This window comes from Mesorhizobium sp. P2_D1, assembly GCF_056404455.1.
This window is the reverse complement of sequence record NZ_JBFUDZ010000004.1, coordinates 165,732-181,940: the sequence shown is the minus strand read 5'-3', so window position 1 is coordinate 181,940 and position 16,209 is coordinate 165,732. Positions and strand designations below refer to the sequence as shown.

Below are 16,209 nucleotides of genomic sequence, written 5' to 3'. Positions count from 1 at the left end.
GTCCGTCACGCCGCGTGGTCCAACGGTATGCCGCGCGTGGATTGACGGGTCAACAAGGTGGAGGCAGCAAACGTCATCGCATCGGAGGGCAGGTCCGGATATTGGCGCTCTGCCCCAGCGTCATGCAACCAAAGTCTGATGGTTTCAGGCGATTTTGCTGGTGTCGCGGCCGGCGCCGATCAGCACCAGCATGGCGACCAGGAACAGATACATCCAGGCGTCGCGCCATTCGACCGGGAAATACCCGGCCCACAGCGATTCGGCCATGCCGAAGGCGGCCGCACCGAGCGCTGCGCGCGGCGGCGAGAGATAGCCGCCGACCGCGGTCACGAACAGGATCTTCAAGCCGTAGACCAGGCCTGACCCGAAGCTGACGTTGCCGTAATAGAGGCCGGCCATGACGCCGGCCAGTGCAGCGCAGAAACCGCCGAACAGCACCGCATGCCGGAACACCGCGCGCACGTCGACACCGCACATGGCGGCCGCCTTGGGATCGTCGGAGACGGCGCGCCAGCGCCGGCCGAAGCTCGAACGGGCAAATGCCCACGCAGCCAGCACGATTGCAGCCAGCACCACCGCGCAGTCGATGAGCTGGATGAGCGTCAGCGTTGCCTTGAAGGTTGCGTCCTGCGCGAAAACGACGGGCTGTGCCAGCATCGGCGGCAGCCACAGATCATGCGTGTCGGCGGCGATACGGCTTGCTTCCGACAACAAAAGCAGGATGCCGAGCGTCGTCACCACGATCGCATTGGGCGAGCGGTCGGCCAACGGTTCGAAGACGCTGCGCGACAGCACGTAGCTGACCAGCGCGGAATACAGGAAAGCCGCGGCGACGCCGAGTCCCACCGCAGCCAGCAGCGTCAGCCACAGCACCTGATAGCCGAAAGCCGCGGTGAGGATCATCGTCTGGCCGCAAAACGCAAACAGTGCGCCATAGGCAAGATTGGTGCGGTGCAGGATGCCGTTGGTCAGCGCGTAGCCGAAGGCGAGCAGCGCGTAGAGCGCCCCCGAATGCAGCCCGTTCAGCACCTGCTGGAAAAAATAGAGCATGCAAAACCCTCGGATCATGCCGTCCCGAAGCAACGGTTTTGACGACGACATGTTCAAAAAGGCTGCGGGAACCGCATCCTCACGAAGGTTTGCATCGCTGAATCTAACTTGTCAAATGCGATTTATCGGTTAGATTTCGAGCATGACGGTATCCTGGACCCCGCACCGCTTCACCGGCGGCCTGCTTGCGCTCGACACGGCGAACACCGTGGTGCTGCGCGGCGATCCGGAGAAAACGTTCGACCGCTTCGATGATCTGGCCGAGATCGCCCGCTTTGCCGACGCGGCGAGCGGCTTTCGCGCCGCCGAACTGGGCGACCGGCAACTGGCGGTATCGTCGCCCGTCGCAATCGCGCCCGTCGTGCTGTCGATCCGCGAGGCGACGGACCGGCTGTTTCGTGGCGCGGTTTCGAAAGGCACGGTTGCCACCGCCGATCTGCCCGGGTTCTTGAGCGCCTGCGCGGAGGGGCTGGCTGGCAGCCAGACTGAAATCGGGGCGCCGGGGAGGCCGTTCGGCGACCCGGTGACACCGATCGCCTTCGAGGCGGCGCTGGCGGTTTCCGCCCTGTCGCTGCTGCGCGACGACACCGTCGCAAGGCTGAGGATCTGTCCCAACTGCACCTGGCTGTTCGTCGACAGAAGCCGCAATTCCAGCCGTCTTTGGTGCGACATGGCGGTATGCGGCAACCGTCAGAAGGCAAGTCGTCACTATCGTCGCCGCCGCATGGCGGCCAATGAGGTCAAGGATGCTTAGAAGTCTTTCCCGCTCGATCGTTGTCGGCGCTGCATTGATTGCCGCCGTTGCGCTCGGTGCCTGCCGCGATACCGGCAACGACGAAGGCAAGCTGTTCGAGATTTCCGGCAAGATATTCGTCTTCAACTACCGTCTCGCCAGGGCGACCTATGTCGTCACGCTGCGGCCGCTAAAGCCAATGGGAGACGGCCAGGTGGCGGTCGCCAGCTTCCAGGATCCCGCCGGCGGCGCGCCTTTGATGGTCGAGCAGAAGGTCTGGCCGAAGCTCGACAAGGTGACCCTTGAGAGCCCGGCCCTGACCTGCGTCGTCAAGAACAAGCCCTATGCGATCGCCATCAGCATCAAGGGCGCCGATGGCGCCATCCTGCAAAAGATCGACACCACGTTGATGTCGACGGAGGACCAGTCGGTGCTGCCCGACCGGCCGCTGGTCATCGATCAGCTCTACACGGCCAATCCCGATCTCGTCGGCCATCCCGACGGCAAGTTGCCGGGTGAACCGAAGCCGGATTGCTCCAAAGGCATCTGACGCGCAGAAATTTAGTGCGCTAGGCAGCGTCCGTGGAGTGGTTTCGCACCCAATTCGAGATCGCCTCGGACCGTTCGTTGCGGGTTGCCTGGTACCTTCGATTTTGTTTGACCTGCCTTGCAAGGGGAGAAAGGATGCGTCATCCGACTCCGAACGTTGGCTGCCTGCTCCCACGCGGCCTCCGCAGAGGAAATGCCTGATGACGCTGCACGATGTCGCGCTCGACGACAAGTTCGACCTCGCAAAGGAGCGCATCTTCCTGTCCGGTGCGCAGGCGGTCATCCGCATGCTTCTGATGCAGCGCGAGCGCGACCGTCGCGCCGGCCTCAACACGGCGGGCTTCGTTTCCGGCTATCGCGGCTCGCCGCTCGGCGGGCTCGACATGCAGTTGTGGAAGGCCAAGACGCATCTGGCCCAGGCCGACATCGTCTTCCAGCCCGGCCTCAACGAGGAGCTTGCCGCCACCGCTTGCTGGGGATCGCAGCAGGCGGAACTGCTGGGCGAGGGCACCCATGATGGTGTCTTTTCGGTCTGGTACGGCAAGGGGCCGGGCGTGGATCGTTCGGGTGACGTGTTCCGCCACGCCAATCTCGCCGGCTCGTCCAAACATGGCGGTGTGCTCGCCCTGATGGGCGACGACCACATGGCCGAATCATCGACCAACGCGCACGCCACCGAATTCCTGTTCGTCGACACCATGGTGCCGATCCTCAATCCGGCCGGCGTCCAGGAGATCATCGATTACGGCCTCTACGGCTTTGCCATGTCGCGCTTTGCCGGCACCTGGGCGGCCATCAAATGCGTCAAGGACAACATCGAATCGACGGCTTCGGTCGATGCCTCGCTCGAACGGCTGAACATCGTCGTGCCCGATTTCGACATGCCGCCCGGCGGTCTCAATATCCGCCACGAGATCGACATGCTCGGCCAGGAGGAGCGGCTGCATGAATACAAGCGCGCCGCTGCCTCCGCCTTTATCCATGCCAACGGGCTGAACCGCATCGTCTATTCGGGCGGCCGCAACCCGAAGCTCGGCATCATCACACTGGGCAAGAGCTATCTCGATGTCCGCCAGGCGTTGGAGGACATCGGCATCGACGAGGCGGCCGCCAACCGCATTGGCGTGCGGCTGTTCAAGGTCGGCTGTCCCTGGCCGCTCGACCTGCAGCATATCGCCGACTTTGCCCGCGGCCTCGACACCATCGTCGTCGTCGAGGAGAAGCGCTCGCTGATCGAGGTGCAACTGCGTGAAAGCCTTTACGGCACCGCCTCGCAGCCGGTCATTGTCGGCAAGAAGGACGAGCGCGGCGACTGGCTGTTTCCAGCCAAGGGTGCGCTCGACCCCAACGAGATCGCCATCGCGCTTGGCGAGCGGATCGTGCGGACGATCGGACCGTCGGACGAGATTTCGGCGCGGGTGGCAAAGCTGCGCCAGTTCCAGGCGATGTTGGCGGATGCCACCGACATCGGCTCGCGCACCCCGTTCTTCTGTTCCGGCTGTCCGCACAATTCCTCGACCAAGGTGCCGGACGGCTCGATCGCCGCTGCCGGCATCGGTTGCCACTTCATGGCGCTGTGGATGGACCGCAACACCCTCGGCTTCACCGCGATGGGCGGCGAGGGCGCGCAATGGGTTGGCCAGGCGCCGTTCTCGAAGCGCGACCACATCTTCCAGAATCTCGGCGACGGCACCTACAACCATTCCGGCACGCTAGCGATCCGCTTCGCACTGTCGACCGACGCCAACATCACCTACAAGATCCTCTACAACGACGCCGTCGCCATGACCGGCGGCCAGCCGCACGAAGGCGGCCTGACCGTCGACATGATCGCCAGGCAAGTGCGCGCCGAAGGGATCAACCGCATCGCGATCGTCACCGACGAGCCGGACAAATATGCCGGCAAGGCCGAATTCCCAGTCGGCGCCACCATCCATCACCGCGACGACCTCGATCTCGTCCAGCGCGAGCTGCGCGGCGTCAAAGGCGTGTCGGTGCTGCTTTACGACCAGACCTGCGCGGCCGAAAAGCGCCGCCGCCGCAAGCGCGGCACCTTTCCCGATCCCGACAAGCGGGTCTTCATCAACGAACTGGTCTGCGAAGGCTGCGGCGATTGCGGCGTGCAGTCGAACTGCGTTTCGATCCAGCCGGTCGAGACCGAATTCGGCCGCAAGCGCAGGATCGACCAGTCGAGCTGCAACAAGGATTTCTCCTGCGTCAACGGCTTTTGCCCGTCCTTCGTCACCGTGCACGGCGCCAAGATCCGCAAGGCCGAGGGGACGGCCGGCAAGGCCGACCCGCTGGACGGCGTGCCGACGCCCGCCGAATTCCCGCTTGGCGAGCAGGGCTGGGCGGCGATCATCGATGGCGTCGGCGGCACCGGCGTCGTCACCGTCGGTGCGGTGCTCGGAATGGCGGCCCATCTCGAGGACAAGGGCTGCGGCATGATCGACATGGCCGGCCTCGCGCAGAAGGGCGGCTCGGTGTTCACCCATGTCCGCATCGCCCGCACCCCGGACGACATCCATGCCATCCGTGTCTCGGCCGGCAAGGCCGATCTCGTGCTTGGCTGCGATCTCGTCGTGTCGGGCGCCAAGAAAGTGCTGACGGCGGTGCGCGAGGGCCACACCATCTTTCTCGCCAACACCGCCGAGATCATGCCCGGCGAATTTGCCCGGTCGGCCGATTTCTCGTTGCCGATCGAGCGCCTGAAGAAGGCGATCCGCGCCGCCGCCGGCGACGGCAAGGCGCATTTCTTCGACGCCACGCGCACGGCCACCGCGCTGTTCGGCAATTCGCTCGGCGCCAACATGTTCATGCTCGGCTTTGCCTTCCAGCACGGCGGCTTGCCGCTTTCGGCCGAAGCTGTCGAGAAGGCGATTGAGCTCAATGGCGAAGCCGTGGCGATGAACATCGCCGCCTTCCGCTGGGGCCGCCGTGCCGCCCATCAGCCGGATTTCGTGCGCGGCCTCGTCGCCCAGCCGGGCAAGACCGGGCAGGCCGCGGCGATCGCCGAGACGCTGGATGACATCATTGCCCGCCGCGTTGCTTTCCTGACCGCCTACCAGAATGCCGCCTACGGCAGGCGTTATGCCGAAAGGATCGCCGTCCTGCGCACCGCCGAAGCCAAGGCCGTGCCCGGTTCGACCGCGGTGTCGGAGGCTGCCGCCAGGAACCTGTTCAAGCTGATGGCCATAAAGGACGAGTACGAGGTGGCGCGGCTCTACACCGATGGTTCCTTCGCCGCCGAATTGGGCAAGCAGTTCCAGAGCTACGAGAAACTCGAATTCCATCTCGCCCCGCCGATCATGGGCCGCCGCGGCAATGACGGCACACCGAGGAAATCGAGCTTCGGCCCCTGGATGATGAAGGGTTTTCGCCTACTGGCGGCGATGAAAGGTGTGCGCGGCACCGCCTTCGACCTGTTCGGCTACACCGCCGAGCGGCGCATGGAGCGGCAACTTCTTGTGCAGTACGAGGCGGATCTGGACCTCGTCGCCAGATCGCTGGCGCCGGCCGGGGTCGATGCGGCAATTGCCCTGGCCTCGGTGCCGGCTCTCATTCGCGGCTATGGCCACGTCCGCCAGGCCAGCGCCGAAAAGGCGGCCGGCGAACGCAAAAGGCTGCTCGAACGTCTGTCGAACACGTCGGCACGGCCGAAACTTCAAGCTGCCGAATGATCGATACGCCTTGTTTACCTGAAGCCCAGTTTCCCAGCCGATCCTGCATCTGCGCGCCCTCGGCAACCGAGCCGAAACCACTGTTCTAAGCCTTTCTTAAGGCGGACGTGGCATGACAGGGCTTAGCGTTGGGCCGACGATATGGGCAGGACAAAGACCGAAAACATCCCACCGGATGTTTATATCCAGTTTGTGCGGTCGTTGTTCGACAACGCCCACATGCTGGTGATTGGCGGCGTGTGCTACTGGATCCTCGGATTCATGATCTACTTTCGCACGCACAATCCATTGTTCCTGGCTTTCTCCTTTACTCTACTGTCCATCAGCCTCTTCCGTTACTTCGGCATTCGCGCCTTCCGCAAGGCGGGCGGTGTCATAGCCAATGTCGACGAGGCGCGGCGGTGGGAGCGCAACTACATCCTCAAGGGCAGCCTGCAGGGCCTCGGGTTGGGCGCGCTCTGCTTCATTTCGATCTATGTGTACCCTGACCCCTTTGCCGAACTGGCCGCGACGTCGCTGGCCATTGCCACCCTGGTCACGGTTGTTGGCCGGAACTACGGATCTCCGCGCATGGTGCGGATTTTTTCCGTGACCTTCATTGGTCCGGCGGCACTTGCACTCTTGCTGCGCATGGATGTCCCTTCGGTCGTTCTCGGGTTGATGATCATCCCGTTGACTTTCATCACCATCAACAGCGCCGATCACGTCCGCAACGTGCTTTTCTCGGCCGTCATTGGCCACAAGGAAGCGAGGAAGCTCGCCCTCAGGTTCGATCGCGCCCTCAACACCATGTCGCACGGCCTTGTCATGCTCGGCCCCAACGGCCGCGTGGCGGTGGCCAATGCCGAGGCCGCGCATTTGATGTCGCTCAAGTCGCCGGATGCGCTGCTCGGGCGGTCGATCCACGGTCTGTTGATGCGCGGTGTCGCCGGCGGCATGCTGGCGCCGAAGGATTGCCGCTATATCGAGGCCCAGTTGACGCGCGCCCTGCGCGAAGGCCGCGACCGCAAGGTGCTGGTTTCGCTCGCCAACGGCCAGCACTATGAATTCTCGGCTCGCGAGGGCAGCCAGGAGTTGGGCGTCATTACCTTCGAGGACGTCACCGCCCGTGTCGAGGCGGAAGACAAGATCCGCTTCATGGCCCGCTACGACAACCTCACCGGCCTGCCCAACCGCGCCTATTTCCACGAACTGGTCGGCGAGGCCATGGCGTCCGGCGACGGCGACCGTCTCTGCGGGCTGGCAGTGCTCGACCTCGACGATTTCAAGAGCGTCAACGACACGCTTGGGCACCCGATCGGCGACGGGTTGATCTACGCCGTCGCCGAGCGCCTTGCCGCCATTGCCGGGCAAGGCATCACGGTCAGCCGTTTCGGCGGCGACGAATTCATGATCTTCTTCGACCGCGTCGAGGACGAGAGCCATCTGACCGGCCAGCTCGACGAGATTTTCGCCGGCCTGCAGGGGGAGGTCGACGTCGCCGGTCACGGGCTGCGCATCCAGGCCAGCGGCGGCGCGGTGCTGTCGCGGGTCAAGGATACCGATGTCGACGCCATGATCGTCAAGGCGGACCTGGCGCTCTACAAGGCCAAGGAACTCGGCAAGAACAGCTGGCGGCTGTTCGAGGCCTCGATGGATGCCGCCTTCCGCAACCGTCAGCTGATGAAGGCAGATCTGCGCACCGCCGTGGAAAGCAAGGCGCTGCGGGTGGTCTATCAGCCGATCGTGGCGATGAGCACCATGCGTATCGCCAGCTGCGAGGCGCTGTGCCGGTGGGATCATCCAGATCTCGGGCCGATCTCGCCCAGCATCTTCATTCCGCTGGCCGAGGAAATGGGCATCATTTCCGAGATCAGCACCTTCGTGCTGCAGGCGGCCTGCACCGAATGCGCCAAATGGCCGGACCAGACGACCGTCTCGGTCAATCTCTCCGCCAAGGATTTCCGCAGCCGCGACGTCGTCCAGAAGGTTCGTGATGCGTTGACCAGCTCCGGCCTCGCCGCCGGCCGGCTGGAGATCGAGGTCACCGAAACGGCGTTGCTCGACGACAAGTCGCTGACGCGCCAGTACATCGAGGAGCTGAAGCAGCTTGGCGTGCGCATTGCGCTCGACGATTTCGGCACCGGCTATTCGAGCCTGAGTTACCTGCACAAGCTGCCGCTCGACAAGATCAAGATCGACCGTTCGTTCCTGATAGACGTCACTCAGAACAGCCGCTCGCTCGAACTGCTCAAGGGCATTGTCAATCTGTCACGGCCGCTCGGACTTTCCGTGACCGTGGAAGGTGTAGAGACCTTCGAGCAGCTCAAGATCCTGGCCTTGCAGGTCAAACCGGATCTCGTGCAAGGCTTCCTCTTCGGCGCCGCGCTTAGTGCGTCGGGTATCGAGACGATGTCGAGTGCCACCTGGCCATTCGTCGCTGACCTGCGTCTCACCGGCAAGCGGACAGCCAGTTAGTATCCTGCTTTTCGAAGTTGGCTCTTGGCCTCCTCCTCCTCACGCGAGTTATTCATCAGTAGACATTTCCAAACGGACGTCCGGCCGTTAACGTTAACAGAAGGTAAATGAACAATATCGGAATTTCAGCTTGTGTCTCATTTCAGCTCGAATAGCCTATCCGCAGGCGGAATTTTCGAGGACAGACAATGGATGCTGCACGGGCTGTAGGGAGTGCGTCTGGCGGGGTCAGCACGGCTGGGGATTCGGTGTTGAACCGATCGATCATGCAACTGCTGGAGCATGTCGATTATCGCCTTATTACAGGAGGCGAGGATCTGGAGGCGATCTACCGACTTCGCTATAAATCCTACCTGCGCTCAGGCATGTGCGGTCCGATCGACAGCGGGATGTTCGAGGATCGCTGGGACAATCTGCCCAATTCCTACCGGTTCGGTGTCTATTGCTATGGCGAATTGGTCAGCACGATCCGCTTCCACTACATTTCCAGCGAGCACCCGTATTCGCCCTCCGTCGATGCCTATCCGGAAATACTGATCGAGCGACTTGCCCGCGGAGAAACCTTCATCGACGGAACCCGGTTCGCAACTGATCCCGACAGCGCGCCGGCGCCCGGAGTGCTGCCTTTTCTGACACTCAGGCTTGCCATGGTGGCCTCGCGCTACTTTGGCCAGGACTCGGTGCTTACGCCGGTCAAGATCGAGCATTCCAATTTTTATGCCCGTTACTTCAATGCCGTGCAGAGGACTGAGGGCAAAGAGTTTCCCGGCGTTCTTACTCCGATCGCACTGTTCGAAATCCCTGCCGGCGAAAACATGCGCCTGACACTCGAACGGTTCCCATTCTTCAGGTCGACGCCGACCGAACAGCGGCTGATGTTTGCCAATCCGGCCATCAACCGACTGACACCCTTGTCCATCGTGCCGACAGCGAAATATTATCGCGAAGCCGCCTGAGGCCGCGCGATTTTCGCGAAGCGCCTGGAGCTTTCCGGCCACTTCCGCGTTCTGGATGACGTCAAGGGCGCTGCCGCGCCCCGGGCGTCGCCGCGAAGTCTTTGAAGGAACCCGACATGCACATCTCGCAGCTCGCGCTCACGCCGCTCATCTCGCTGATCGCCGGCGTGCTGATTCTCATTATGCCTCGGCTGTTGAACTACATTGTCGCGCTCTATCTGATCGTCGTCGGTCTTCTCGGGCTTTTCCCCCATCTTGCCGGCTGAAGGGTCCGTCAGCCGGCGAAGAAACGCAGCGTCGCGGCGACGATCGCCTCGGGCGCATCTTCCTGCGTGAGATGGCTAATGTCGCCGAAAATGTGAAATTATCACAGCGCGTTCAGTTCTGCTGACAGGGTCGCCGGTGCCGCCTGTGGTCGGGCTCCGGGGAGCCGGCTTCAATTTTCCTTTGAGGCAGTTGTCGGCTGCGATGCGGCAATAGCGCCATTGCTCTCGGCCCGGCTTTTCGCTATGTGCCTGAAAGATGTCTTCGAAGGGGTATTGCAATGGCTGATCACACGCCGACCGGTCCTGTCGAACTGGGCGCGAAGATGGACTATGCCGAGCATGACCGCACCTATGCGGGCTTTCTCATGCTGGCCAAATACGGATCGCTCTTTTGCGGCGCCATACTCCTGGCGATGGCTTTCGGCTTCTTTGCGGGCGGCTTCTTTTCGGCGACCATCCTGTTCATTCTGATTCTGGCCGCCGGCGCCTTTATCCTCCGATAGATTTTTCCGACACCTTGTCCACGGCGCCGCCGCGAGGCCGGTCGGCGTCTTGCGGGAAACAGCTTCCGGCCGAAAGGATCATGCGGTGGGACAGACGGTTTTCATCCCTCGTGAACTCGATGCCAACGAGCCGCGCGTAGCGGCTTCGCCCGACACGGTGAAACGGCTGGCGGGGCTTGGCTTCGATATCATTGTCGAGACCGGTGCCGGCACGAGGTCGCGCATCCCCAACGAGGAATTCGCCAAGGCCGGTGCCGCCATCGGCAAGGCCGGCGATGTCGCAAAGGCCGATGTGGTGCTGAAGGTCCGCCGGCCGACGGATGCCGAGCTGAAGGGCTACAGGCCCGGTACGGCTGTCATCGCCATCATGGATCCCTATGGCAATGATGCCGCCGTCGCGGCCCTGGCCAAAGCGGGTGTCACCGCCTTCTCGATGGAGTTCATGCCGCGCATCACCCGGGCGCAATCGATGGACGTGCTGTCTTCGCAGGCCAATCTCGCCGGCTATCAGGCGGTGATCGACGGCGCTTCGGAATACGATCGCGCCTTGCCAATGATGATGACGGCGGCGGGCACGGTGCCGGCGGCAAAGGTCTTCATCATGGGCGTCGGCGTCGCCGGCCTGCAGGCGATCGCCACCGCGCGTCGCCTCGGTGCGGTCGTCACCGCCACCGACGTGCGCCCCGCCGCCAAGGAACAGGTCGCCTCGCTCGGCGCAAAATTCCTGGCGGTCGAGGACGACGAATTCAAGGCGGCCGAGACGACTGGCGGCTACGCCAAGGAGATGTCGAAGGAATATCAGGCCAAGCAGGCGGCACTCACCGCCGAGCACATCGCCAAGCAGGACATTGTCATCACCACCGCGTTGATCCCCGGCCGGCCGGCGCCGAAGCTGGTGTCGGCGGCCATGGTCGCCTCGATGAAGCCGGGCTCGGTGCTGGTCGATCTGGCGGTCGAGCGCGGCGGGAATGTCGAGGGCGCTGAAGCCGGCAAGGTCGTTACCACGGCCAACAACGTCAAGATAGTCGGTCACCTCAACGTGCCTGGCCGCATCGCGGCGTCCGCCTCGCTGCTCTACGCCAGGAACCTGTTCGCTTTCCTCGAGACGCTGGTCGACAAGACCACCAAGACGCTTGCGATCAATCGCGATGACGATCTGGTCAAGGCAACGATGCTGACCGATGGCGGCAAGGTGGTCCATCCGGCCTTCGCCAAGGCCGACCAGCAGCCTCATGTCGAGCCGGCCGCGATCCCGGCCACCACCATGGTCGCCGATGCTTCGGCCAAGCCGGCTGCAAAGAAGGCCGCGCCCAAGAAACCGGACGCACCCAAGTCGCCCTCGTCGAAGTCGAAAGGCATTGCGTGATGGATCAGACCCTGCAGAAAGCCCTCGATCAGCTCGACCAGGCCTCCGCCGCCGTTCGGCTGGCGGTACAGAACATGGCGACCGCGCCCGGTGGTGCCGAAGCGGCGGGTGATGCCGCGCACGCCCTGTCGGGCGGCGCCATCGATCCCTTCGTCTTCCGCTTCGCCATCTTCGTGCTGGCGATCTTCGTCGGCTACTACGTCGTCTGGTCGGTGACCCCCGCTTTGCACACGCCGCTGATGGCCGTCACCAACGCCATCTCCTCGGTCATCGTCGTCGGCGCCCTGCTTGCCGTCGGCATCGCCGCCTCTGGCATTGCCGCTGGCTTCGGCTTCGTCGCGCTGATGCTGGTGTCGGTCAACATCTTCGGCGGCTTCCTCGTCACCCAGCGCATGCTGGCCATGTACAAGAAGAAGGACAAGTAGAGCGCCATGAACGCCAACTTCGCGTCCTTCCTCTATCTGGTTTCCGGCGTCCTTTTCATCATGGCGCTGCGTGGCCTGTCGCATCCGACCACCAGCCGCCAGGGCAACCTCTACGGCATGATCGGCATGGGCATCGCCATCGCCACCACGCTGGCGCTGGCAACTCCGTCGGCCGGCCGTTTCGGCCTGATCGTGCTTGGCCTTGCCATTGGCGGCGGCGTCGGCGCCGTCACCGCGCGGCGCATCGCCATGACCTCGATGCCGCAGCTGGTCGCCGCCTTCCACTCGCTGGTCGGCCTTGCCGCCGTCATGGTGGCCGCAGCAGCCATCTATGCGCCGGAAAGCTTCGGCATCGGCACGGCTGGCGACATCCATGCCCAGGCCCTGATCGAGATGAGCCTTGGCGTCGCCATCGGCGCCATCACCTTCACCGGCTCTGTCATCGCCTTCCTGAAGCTCGACGGACGCATGTCGGGCAAGCCGATCATGATCGGCGGCCGGCACTTCATTAACGCCGCCCTTGGCATCGCTTTGATCGTGCTGATCGTGCTTCTGGTCGGCACGGAATCGAAGCTGGTGTTCTGGCTGATCGTCGCGGCATCGCTGGTGCTGGGTATCCTGCTCATCATTCCGATCGGCGGCGCCGACATGCCGGTCGTCGTCTCGATGCTCAACTCCTATTCCGGCTGGGCAGCCGCCGCCCTCGGCTTCACACTCGGCAACCTGGCGCTGATCATCACCGGCGCGCTGGTCGGCTCGTCCGGCGCGATCCTGTCCTACATCATGTGCAAGGGCATGAACCGCTCGTTCATCTCGGTCATCCTCGGCGGCTTCGGCGGCGAGACGGCGGCGGCCGCCGACGACGGCATCGAGCGCACGGTCAAGCAGGGCTCGGCCGACGATGCGGCCTATCTGATGATGAACGCGCAGAAGGTCATCATCGTGCCGGGCTACGGCATGGCGGTCGCCCAGGCGCAGCACGCGCTGCGCGAGATGGCCGACAAGCTCAAGGCCAACGGCGTCGACGTCAAATATGCGATCCACCCCGTCGCCGGCCGCATGCCGGGCCACATGAACGTGCTCTTGGCCGAGGCCAACGTGCCCTACGACGAAGTGTTCGAGCTCGAGGACATCAACTCCGAATTCGCGCAGGCCGATGTCGCCTATGTCATCGGCGCCAACGACGTCACCAACCCGTCCGCCCGCGACGACAAGTCGTCGCCGATCTATGGCATGCCGATCCTCGACGTCGACAAGGCGCGCACCTGCCTGTTCGTCAAGCGCTCGCTCGGCTCCGGCTATGCCGGCATCGACAACACGCTGTTCTACAAGGACGGCACCATGATGCTGCTCGGCGACGCCAAGAAGATGACCGAGGAGATCGTCAAGGCCATGGATCACTGATCAGGGGATCAGCACTGAGATGCGCCAAGAAACGCCCGGCCTCGCGCCGGGCTTTTTCTTGGCTTGACGGCGATTTCGGGGCTACGATGACGAATGCCCGTCCCGTCGACGGGATTGTCGTCAACGGAGACGTTGGTGCCCGACCCCATCGCATCGCAGGCCACCCCAAAAGCGCCGCGCAAGCTCAGCCAGGCGGTGGTGATCGTGCATGGCATGGGCGAACAGCGGCCCATGGATACGCTGCGGGGCTTTGTTCAGGCGGTCTGGAGCCATGACCCCGCCCGTGCGCCGTTTTATGCCCATGTCGCCGATCCGGTCGACCCCGCTGGCGCGAAGATCAACCAGAGCTGGATCACACCCGACAGCCGGACAAACTCGTACGAACTTCGCCGCATCACGACGCCTTACGATGTCGATGGCCGTCGCACCGATTTCTACGAGCTTTACTGGGCCGACATCACGCAAGGCACGACACGGGGCCGGCTCGCGGCCTGGGTGACGAACCTGCTGTGGCGCAAGCCCGCCGACATTCCGCGCGACGCCCGCAAGCTCTATCTCGTCACCCTCTTTGCGGTCATCGTCGTCCTGTGCGCGACGCTGGCGCTGGCGACGTCGGTTTGGCAAGGCTACATGTCCTGGGCCGCCGGCGTGCTCGTCACGATCCTGGCCTCATTCGTCATCTGGTCGGTCGACCGGTTCGGCCTTCCCTATTTCGGCGATGTCGCCGCCTATGTGCGCGCGGAAGCGGCGACAGTCGAGAAGCGCGCGCTGATCCGCGAGCGTGGCCTCAGGCTGCTGAAGCGCCTGATGTTGGACGATACCTACGACCGGATCGTGCTCGTCTCGCACAGTCTGGGATCGATGATCGCCTATGATCTCTTGCAGATATTGTGGGCCGATTTCAGGCCCCGAAAACTGGAGGCCATCCGCGACAAGGCGAAACTCAAAGCGATCCGCGCCATCGACAAGGCGACGCTCAGTTCCGACGGTTCCGCGTGGCCCGATAGGCTGGACGACCTCGCCGGTTTGCGGCGTGATCAGTGGGAGCTCTACCGACAGCTGCGCACGAAAGACGCCGACCATCCGCTGCCGTGGAAGATCAGCGATTTCGTCACGCTCGGCAGCCCGCTGACCCACAGCGAGTTTCTGGTGACGTATGACCTCGCCGAGTTCCAGCGCGGCATCGCGGAGCGCCTGTTCTCAGCCTGTCCGCCAATCGCCGAAGGGGCAGCAGCCGGAGGCACGATCCTCTATCAGGAAGGGCGCAGTCCTTCAGGCAAGCCGGAACGGGCGGTGCATCATGGCGCGGTGTTTGCCGCAACACGATGGACCAACATCTTCGACAGGGGCAATGGCTGGCTGACCGGCGACCCGATTTCCGGACCGATGACGGAGAATTTCGGCCCCGGCGTGGAGAACGTCCAGGTCGAACTGCACGGCTCCCTCGGCCGCATCTTCACGCATACGCTCTATTGGTCGCTGGCGGCAACCGGCGTCGAGGTCGCCGCGTCGGCCGGCGCCGAGCCGCGCACGCATCTTGCCGTGCTGCGCGACGCTGTCGACCTTGGCCGCAAGCTGGAGCCGAGCCAAGCGCCGGCGACTGCCAAACGATAAGAACAGAGAGATCCCACCGCGCTGCACGGCAATTCAAACAGAAATCCACTCCGGGCTTGGCCCGGAGTGGATTGATTTGCTTCGGCCCCAGAATCACCGGCTGGTCAGGAACACCGCCTCCTCGTCGTCGCGCTGCCTGCCGCCGAGGGCCGCCGCAGCACTTGCGATGAAGGCACCGATGGCCAGCGACAGCGCACCAAGCAGCGCAAAGGTCGCGCTCCCCTTCCTGGCGGTGTCAGCCGCCTGCTTGGCCTTGACCTTGGCGTCCTCGACCTTCGCAACAAGAGCATCGACACGCGCCTTGGCGTCGGCCTCGGACAGACCGGTGCGGGCAACGACCAGTTGCGACAGATAGGTCTTGTCGTCCGCCGAAATCTCGCCGGCAGCAGCGCCGGCGATCAGGATGCGCGAGGCTTGCCCGACCGCGGCGGCATTACTGTCCGGATTGGCTACTGCGAGCTTGCCCGCATCGGCCGGGCGGAACAGCGAATCCACCAGATAGGACGTCGCATTGTCGGTCGAAGCGCCGCCGGCGGAAGCACTGGCCGACGCGCCCATGACGGCGCCCGAGGCAACGGTCGAGACCGCCTGCACGCCGGACCCCAGCGCAGTGGACAGGGCCGAGCCAAGCACCCCGACGACGAGCAAGGTGGCCAACGCCCAGGCGAGGAAGCCGTGGGCGGTGTCGCGGAAATAGACCTCGTCGGTATGGATGCCTACCCATTTGGTGCGCAGGCGCCCTGCAAGGTAGCCGCCGACACCGGAGGACAGCCATTGCACGACGATCAGCCAGATCGCGGTGGACACCGCGAAGGTGGTGACCGACGCGCCTGAGCCCGACCAGGGTGACACCATGGTGAGACCGAGCCCTGAGCCGAGCAGCATCAGGATCAAGGTCAACGTCGAGGCCGCGAAGGCACCGGCGATGATCGGTCCCCAACTGACGGCAGGAGTGGAGGATTCAGTGGAAGCGGAAACGTCGACAGCCGATAGGGTGGACTGCATGAATTTCCCCCTACCGTACGAACAGCATGATCAGAATGATGATTGGAATCGGGATTCCAAGTAGCCAGAGCAAGATACCGCGTCCCATGAAGGCCTCCTGTGAGAAATTGTGATCGATACTGTCACAATGTCCCTCGGGAACTTCCGTTCCGGCGGGTTATGAAATGATTTTGTTTGCCTCGGATGGAACAAATTGGCGCG

13 protein-coding genes are annotated in these 16,209 nt (G+C 63.5%); 11 read left to right on the top strand and 2 right to left on the bottom strand.

Features of this window, described 5'->3' with window-relative positions; all coding sequences use genetic code 11:
* Positions 1 to 144 precede the first annotated feature (144 nt).
* Entirely contained in the window at positions 145 to 1,050 is a 906-nt protein-coding gene (locus AC1D0I_RS06115; RefSeq protein WP_477393707.1) for a branched-chain amino acid ABC transporter permease, read from the bottom strand.
* Between the two features lie 142 nt (positions 1,051 to 1,192).
* Here AC1D0I_RS06115 and AC1D0I_RS06110 point away from each other — a divergent pair, with 142 nt between their 5' ends.
* The 11 genes from AC1D0I_RS06110 to AC1D0I_RS06060 all read left to right on the top strand — a co-directional run bounded on the left by AC1D0I_RS06110 (position 1,193) and on the right by AC1D0I_RS06060 (position 15,003).
* On the top strand, positions 1,193 to 1,804 hold the full coding sequence (locus AC1D0I_RS06110) for a CGNR zinc finger domain-containing protein (protein WP_477393706.1): 612 nt from the start codon (positions 1,193 to 1,195) through the stop codon (positions 1,802 to 1,804).
* Positions 1,797 to 2,333 carry a hypothetical protein gene (locus AC1D0I_RS06105; RefSeq protein WP_477225157.1) on the top strand — a complete coding sequence of 179 codons (537 nt, stop codon included), beginning with the start codon at positions 1,797 to 1,799 and terminating at the stop codon, positions 2,331 to 2,333. Before AC1D0I_RS06110 ends, AC1D0I_RS06105 begins: the two co-directional genes overlap by 8 nt.
* Before the next feature lie 199 nt (positions 2,334 to 2,532).
* On the top strand, positions 2,533 to 6,012 hold the full coding sequence (locus tag AC1D0I_RS06100; RefSeq protein WP_477393704.1) for an indolepyruvate ferredoxin oxidoreductase family protein: 3,480 nt from the start codon (positions 2,533 to 2,535) through the stop codon (positions 6,010 to 6,012).
* Positions 6,013 to 6,153: 141 nt separating this feature from the next.
* Positions 6,154 to 8,469 (top strand): putative bifunctional diguanylate cyclase/phosphodiesterase, encoded by a 2,316-nt coding sequence (locus tag AC1D0I_RS06095; RefSeq protein WP_477393702.1) that lies wholly within the window; start codon positions 6,154 to 6,156, stop codon positions 8,467 to 8,469.
* Positions 8,470 to 8,717: 248 nt separating this feature from the next.
* Positions 8,718 to 9,425 (top strand): N-acyl amino acid synthase FeeM domain-containing protein, encoded by a 708-nt coding sequence (locus AC1D0I_RS06090; protein ID WP_245331037.1) that lies wholly within the window; start codon positions 8,718 to 8,720, stop codon positions 9,423 to 9,425.
* A 116-nt stretch (positions 9,426 to 9,541) separates the two neighbouring features.
* On the top strand, positions 9,542 to 9,691 hold the full coding sequence (locus tag AC1D0I_RS06085; protein ID WP_019862764.1) for a DUF3096 domain-containing protein: 150 nt from the start codon (positions 9,542 to 9,544) through the stop codon (positions 9,689 to 9,691).
* A gap of 278 nt (positions 9,692 to 9,969) precedes the next feature.
* Positions 9,970 to 10,194 (top strand): aa3-type cytochrome c oxidase subunit IV, encoded by a 225-nt coding sequence (locus AC1D0I_RS06080; protein WP_095082965.1) that lies wholly within the window; start codon positions 9,970 to 9,972, stop codon positions 10,192 to 10,194.
* A gap of 85 nt (positions 10,195 to 10,279) precedes the next feature.
* On the top strand, positions 10,280 to 11,560 hold the full coding sequence (locus AC1D0I_RS06075; protein WP_477393700.1) for a Re/Si-specific NAD(P)(+) transhydrogenase subunit alpha: 1,281 nt from the start codon (positions 10,280 to 10,282) through the stop codon (positions 11,558 to 11,560).
* Complete coding sequence (locus AC1D0I_RS06070) at positions 11,560 to 11,985, top strand: proton-translocating transhydrogenase family protein (protein ID WP_091581083.1); 426 nt, start codon at positions 11,560 to 11,562, stop codon at positions 11,983 to 11,985. The genes AC1D0I_RS06075 and AC1D0I_RS06070 overlap by 1 nt, the downstream gene beginning before the upstream one ends.
* Before the next feature lie 6 nt (positions 11,986 to 11,991).
* Positions 11,992 to 13,389 carry an NAD(P)(+) transhydrogenase (Re/Si-specific) subunit beta gene (locus AC1D0I_RS06065; protein WP_477302363.1) on the top strand — a complete coding sequence of 466 codons (1,398 nt, stop codon included), beginning with the start codon at positions 11,992 to 11,994 and terminating at the stop codon, positions 13,387 to 13,389.
* A gap of 135 nt (positions 13,390 to 13,524) precedes the next feature.
* Positions 13,525 to 15,003 carry a hypothetical protein gene (locus tag AC1D0I_RS06060; protein WP_477393698.1) on the top strand — a complete coding sequence of 493 codons (1,479 nt, stop codon included), beginning with the start codon at positions 13,525 to 13,527 and terminating at the stop codon, positions 15,001 to 15,003.
* A 93-nt stretch (positions 15,004 to 15,096) separates the two neighbouring features.
* Here AC1D0I_RS06060 and AC1D0I_RS06055 read toward each other — a convergent pair whose 3' ends face one another.
* Complete coding sequence (locus AC1D0I_RS06055; protein ID WP_477393697.1) at positions 15,097 to 16,008, bottom strand: hypothetical protein; 912 nt, start codon at positions 16,006 to 16,008, stop codon at positions 15,097 to 15,099.
* Positions 16,009 to 16,209 lie beyond the last annotated feature (201 nt).

Excerpts from the sequence above, each read along its gene's own strand:
- AC1D0I_RS06080 (WP_095082965.1), top strand. The coding sequence starts at position 9,970 with ATGGCTGATCACACGCCGACCGGTCCTGTCGAACTGGGCGCGAAGATG.
- AC1D0I_RS06085 (WP_019862764.1), top strand. The coding sequence starts at position 9,542 with ATGCACATCTCGCAGCTCGCGCTCACGCCGCTCATCTCGCTGATCGCC.
- AC1D0I_RS06055 (WP_477393697.1), bottom strand. The coding sequence starts at position 16,008 with ATGCAGTCCACCCTATCGGCTGTCGACGTTTCCGCTTCCACTGAATCC.
- AC1D0I_RS06115 (WP_477393707.1), bottom strand. The coding sequence starts at position 1,050 with ATGCTCTATTTTTTCCAGCAGGTGCTGAACGGGCTGCATTCGGGGGCG.
- AC1D0I_RS06100 (WP_477393704.1), top strand. The coding sequence starts at position 2,533 with ATGACGCTGCACGATGTCGCGCTCGACGACAAGTTCGACCTCGCAAAG.
- AC1D0I_RS06095 (WP_477393702.1), top strand. The coding sequence starts at position 6,154 with ATGGGCAGGACAAAGACCGAAAACATCCCACCGGATGTTTATATCCAG.
- AC1D0I_RS06105 (WP_477225157.1), top strand. The coding sequence starts at position 1,797 with ATGCTTAGAAGTCTTTCCCGCTCGATCGTTGTCGGCGCTGCATTGATT.
- AC1D0I_RS06065 (WP_477302363.1), top strand. The coding sequence starts at position 11,992 with ATGAACGCCAACTTCGCGTCCTTCCTCTATCTGGTTTCCGGCGTCCTT.
- AC1D0I_RS06110 (WP_477393706.1), top strand. The coding sequence starts at position 1,193 with ATGACGGTATCCTGGACCCCGCACCGCTTCACCGGCGGCCTGCTTGCG.
- AC1D0I_RS06070 (WP_091581083.1), top strand. The coding sequence starts at position 11,560 with ATGGATCAGACCCTGCAGAAAGCCCTCGATCAGCTCGACCAGGCCTCC.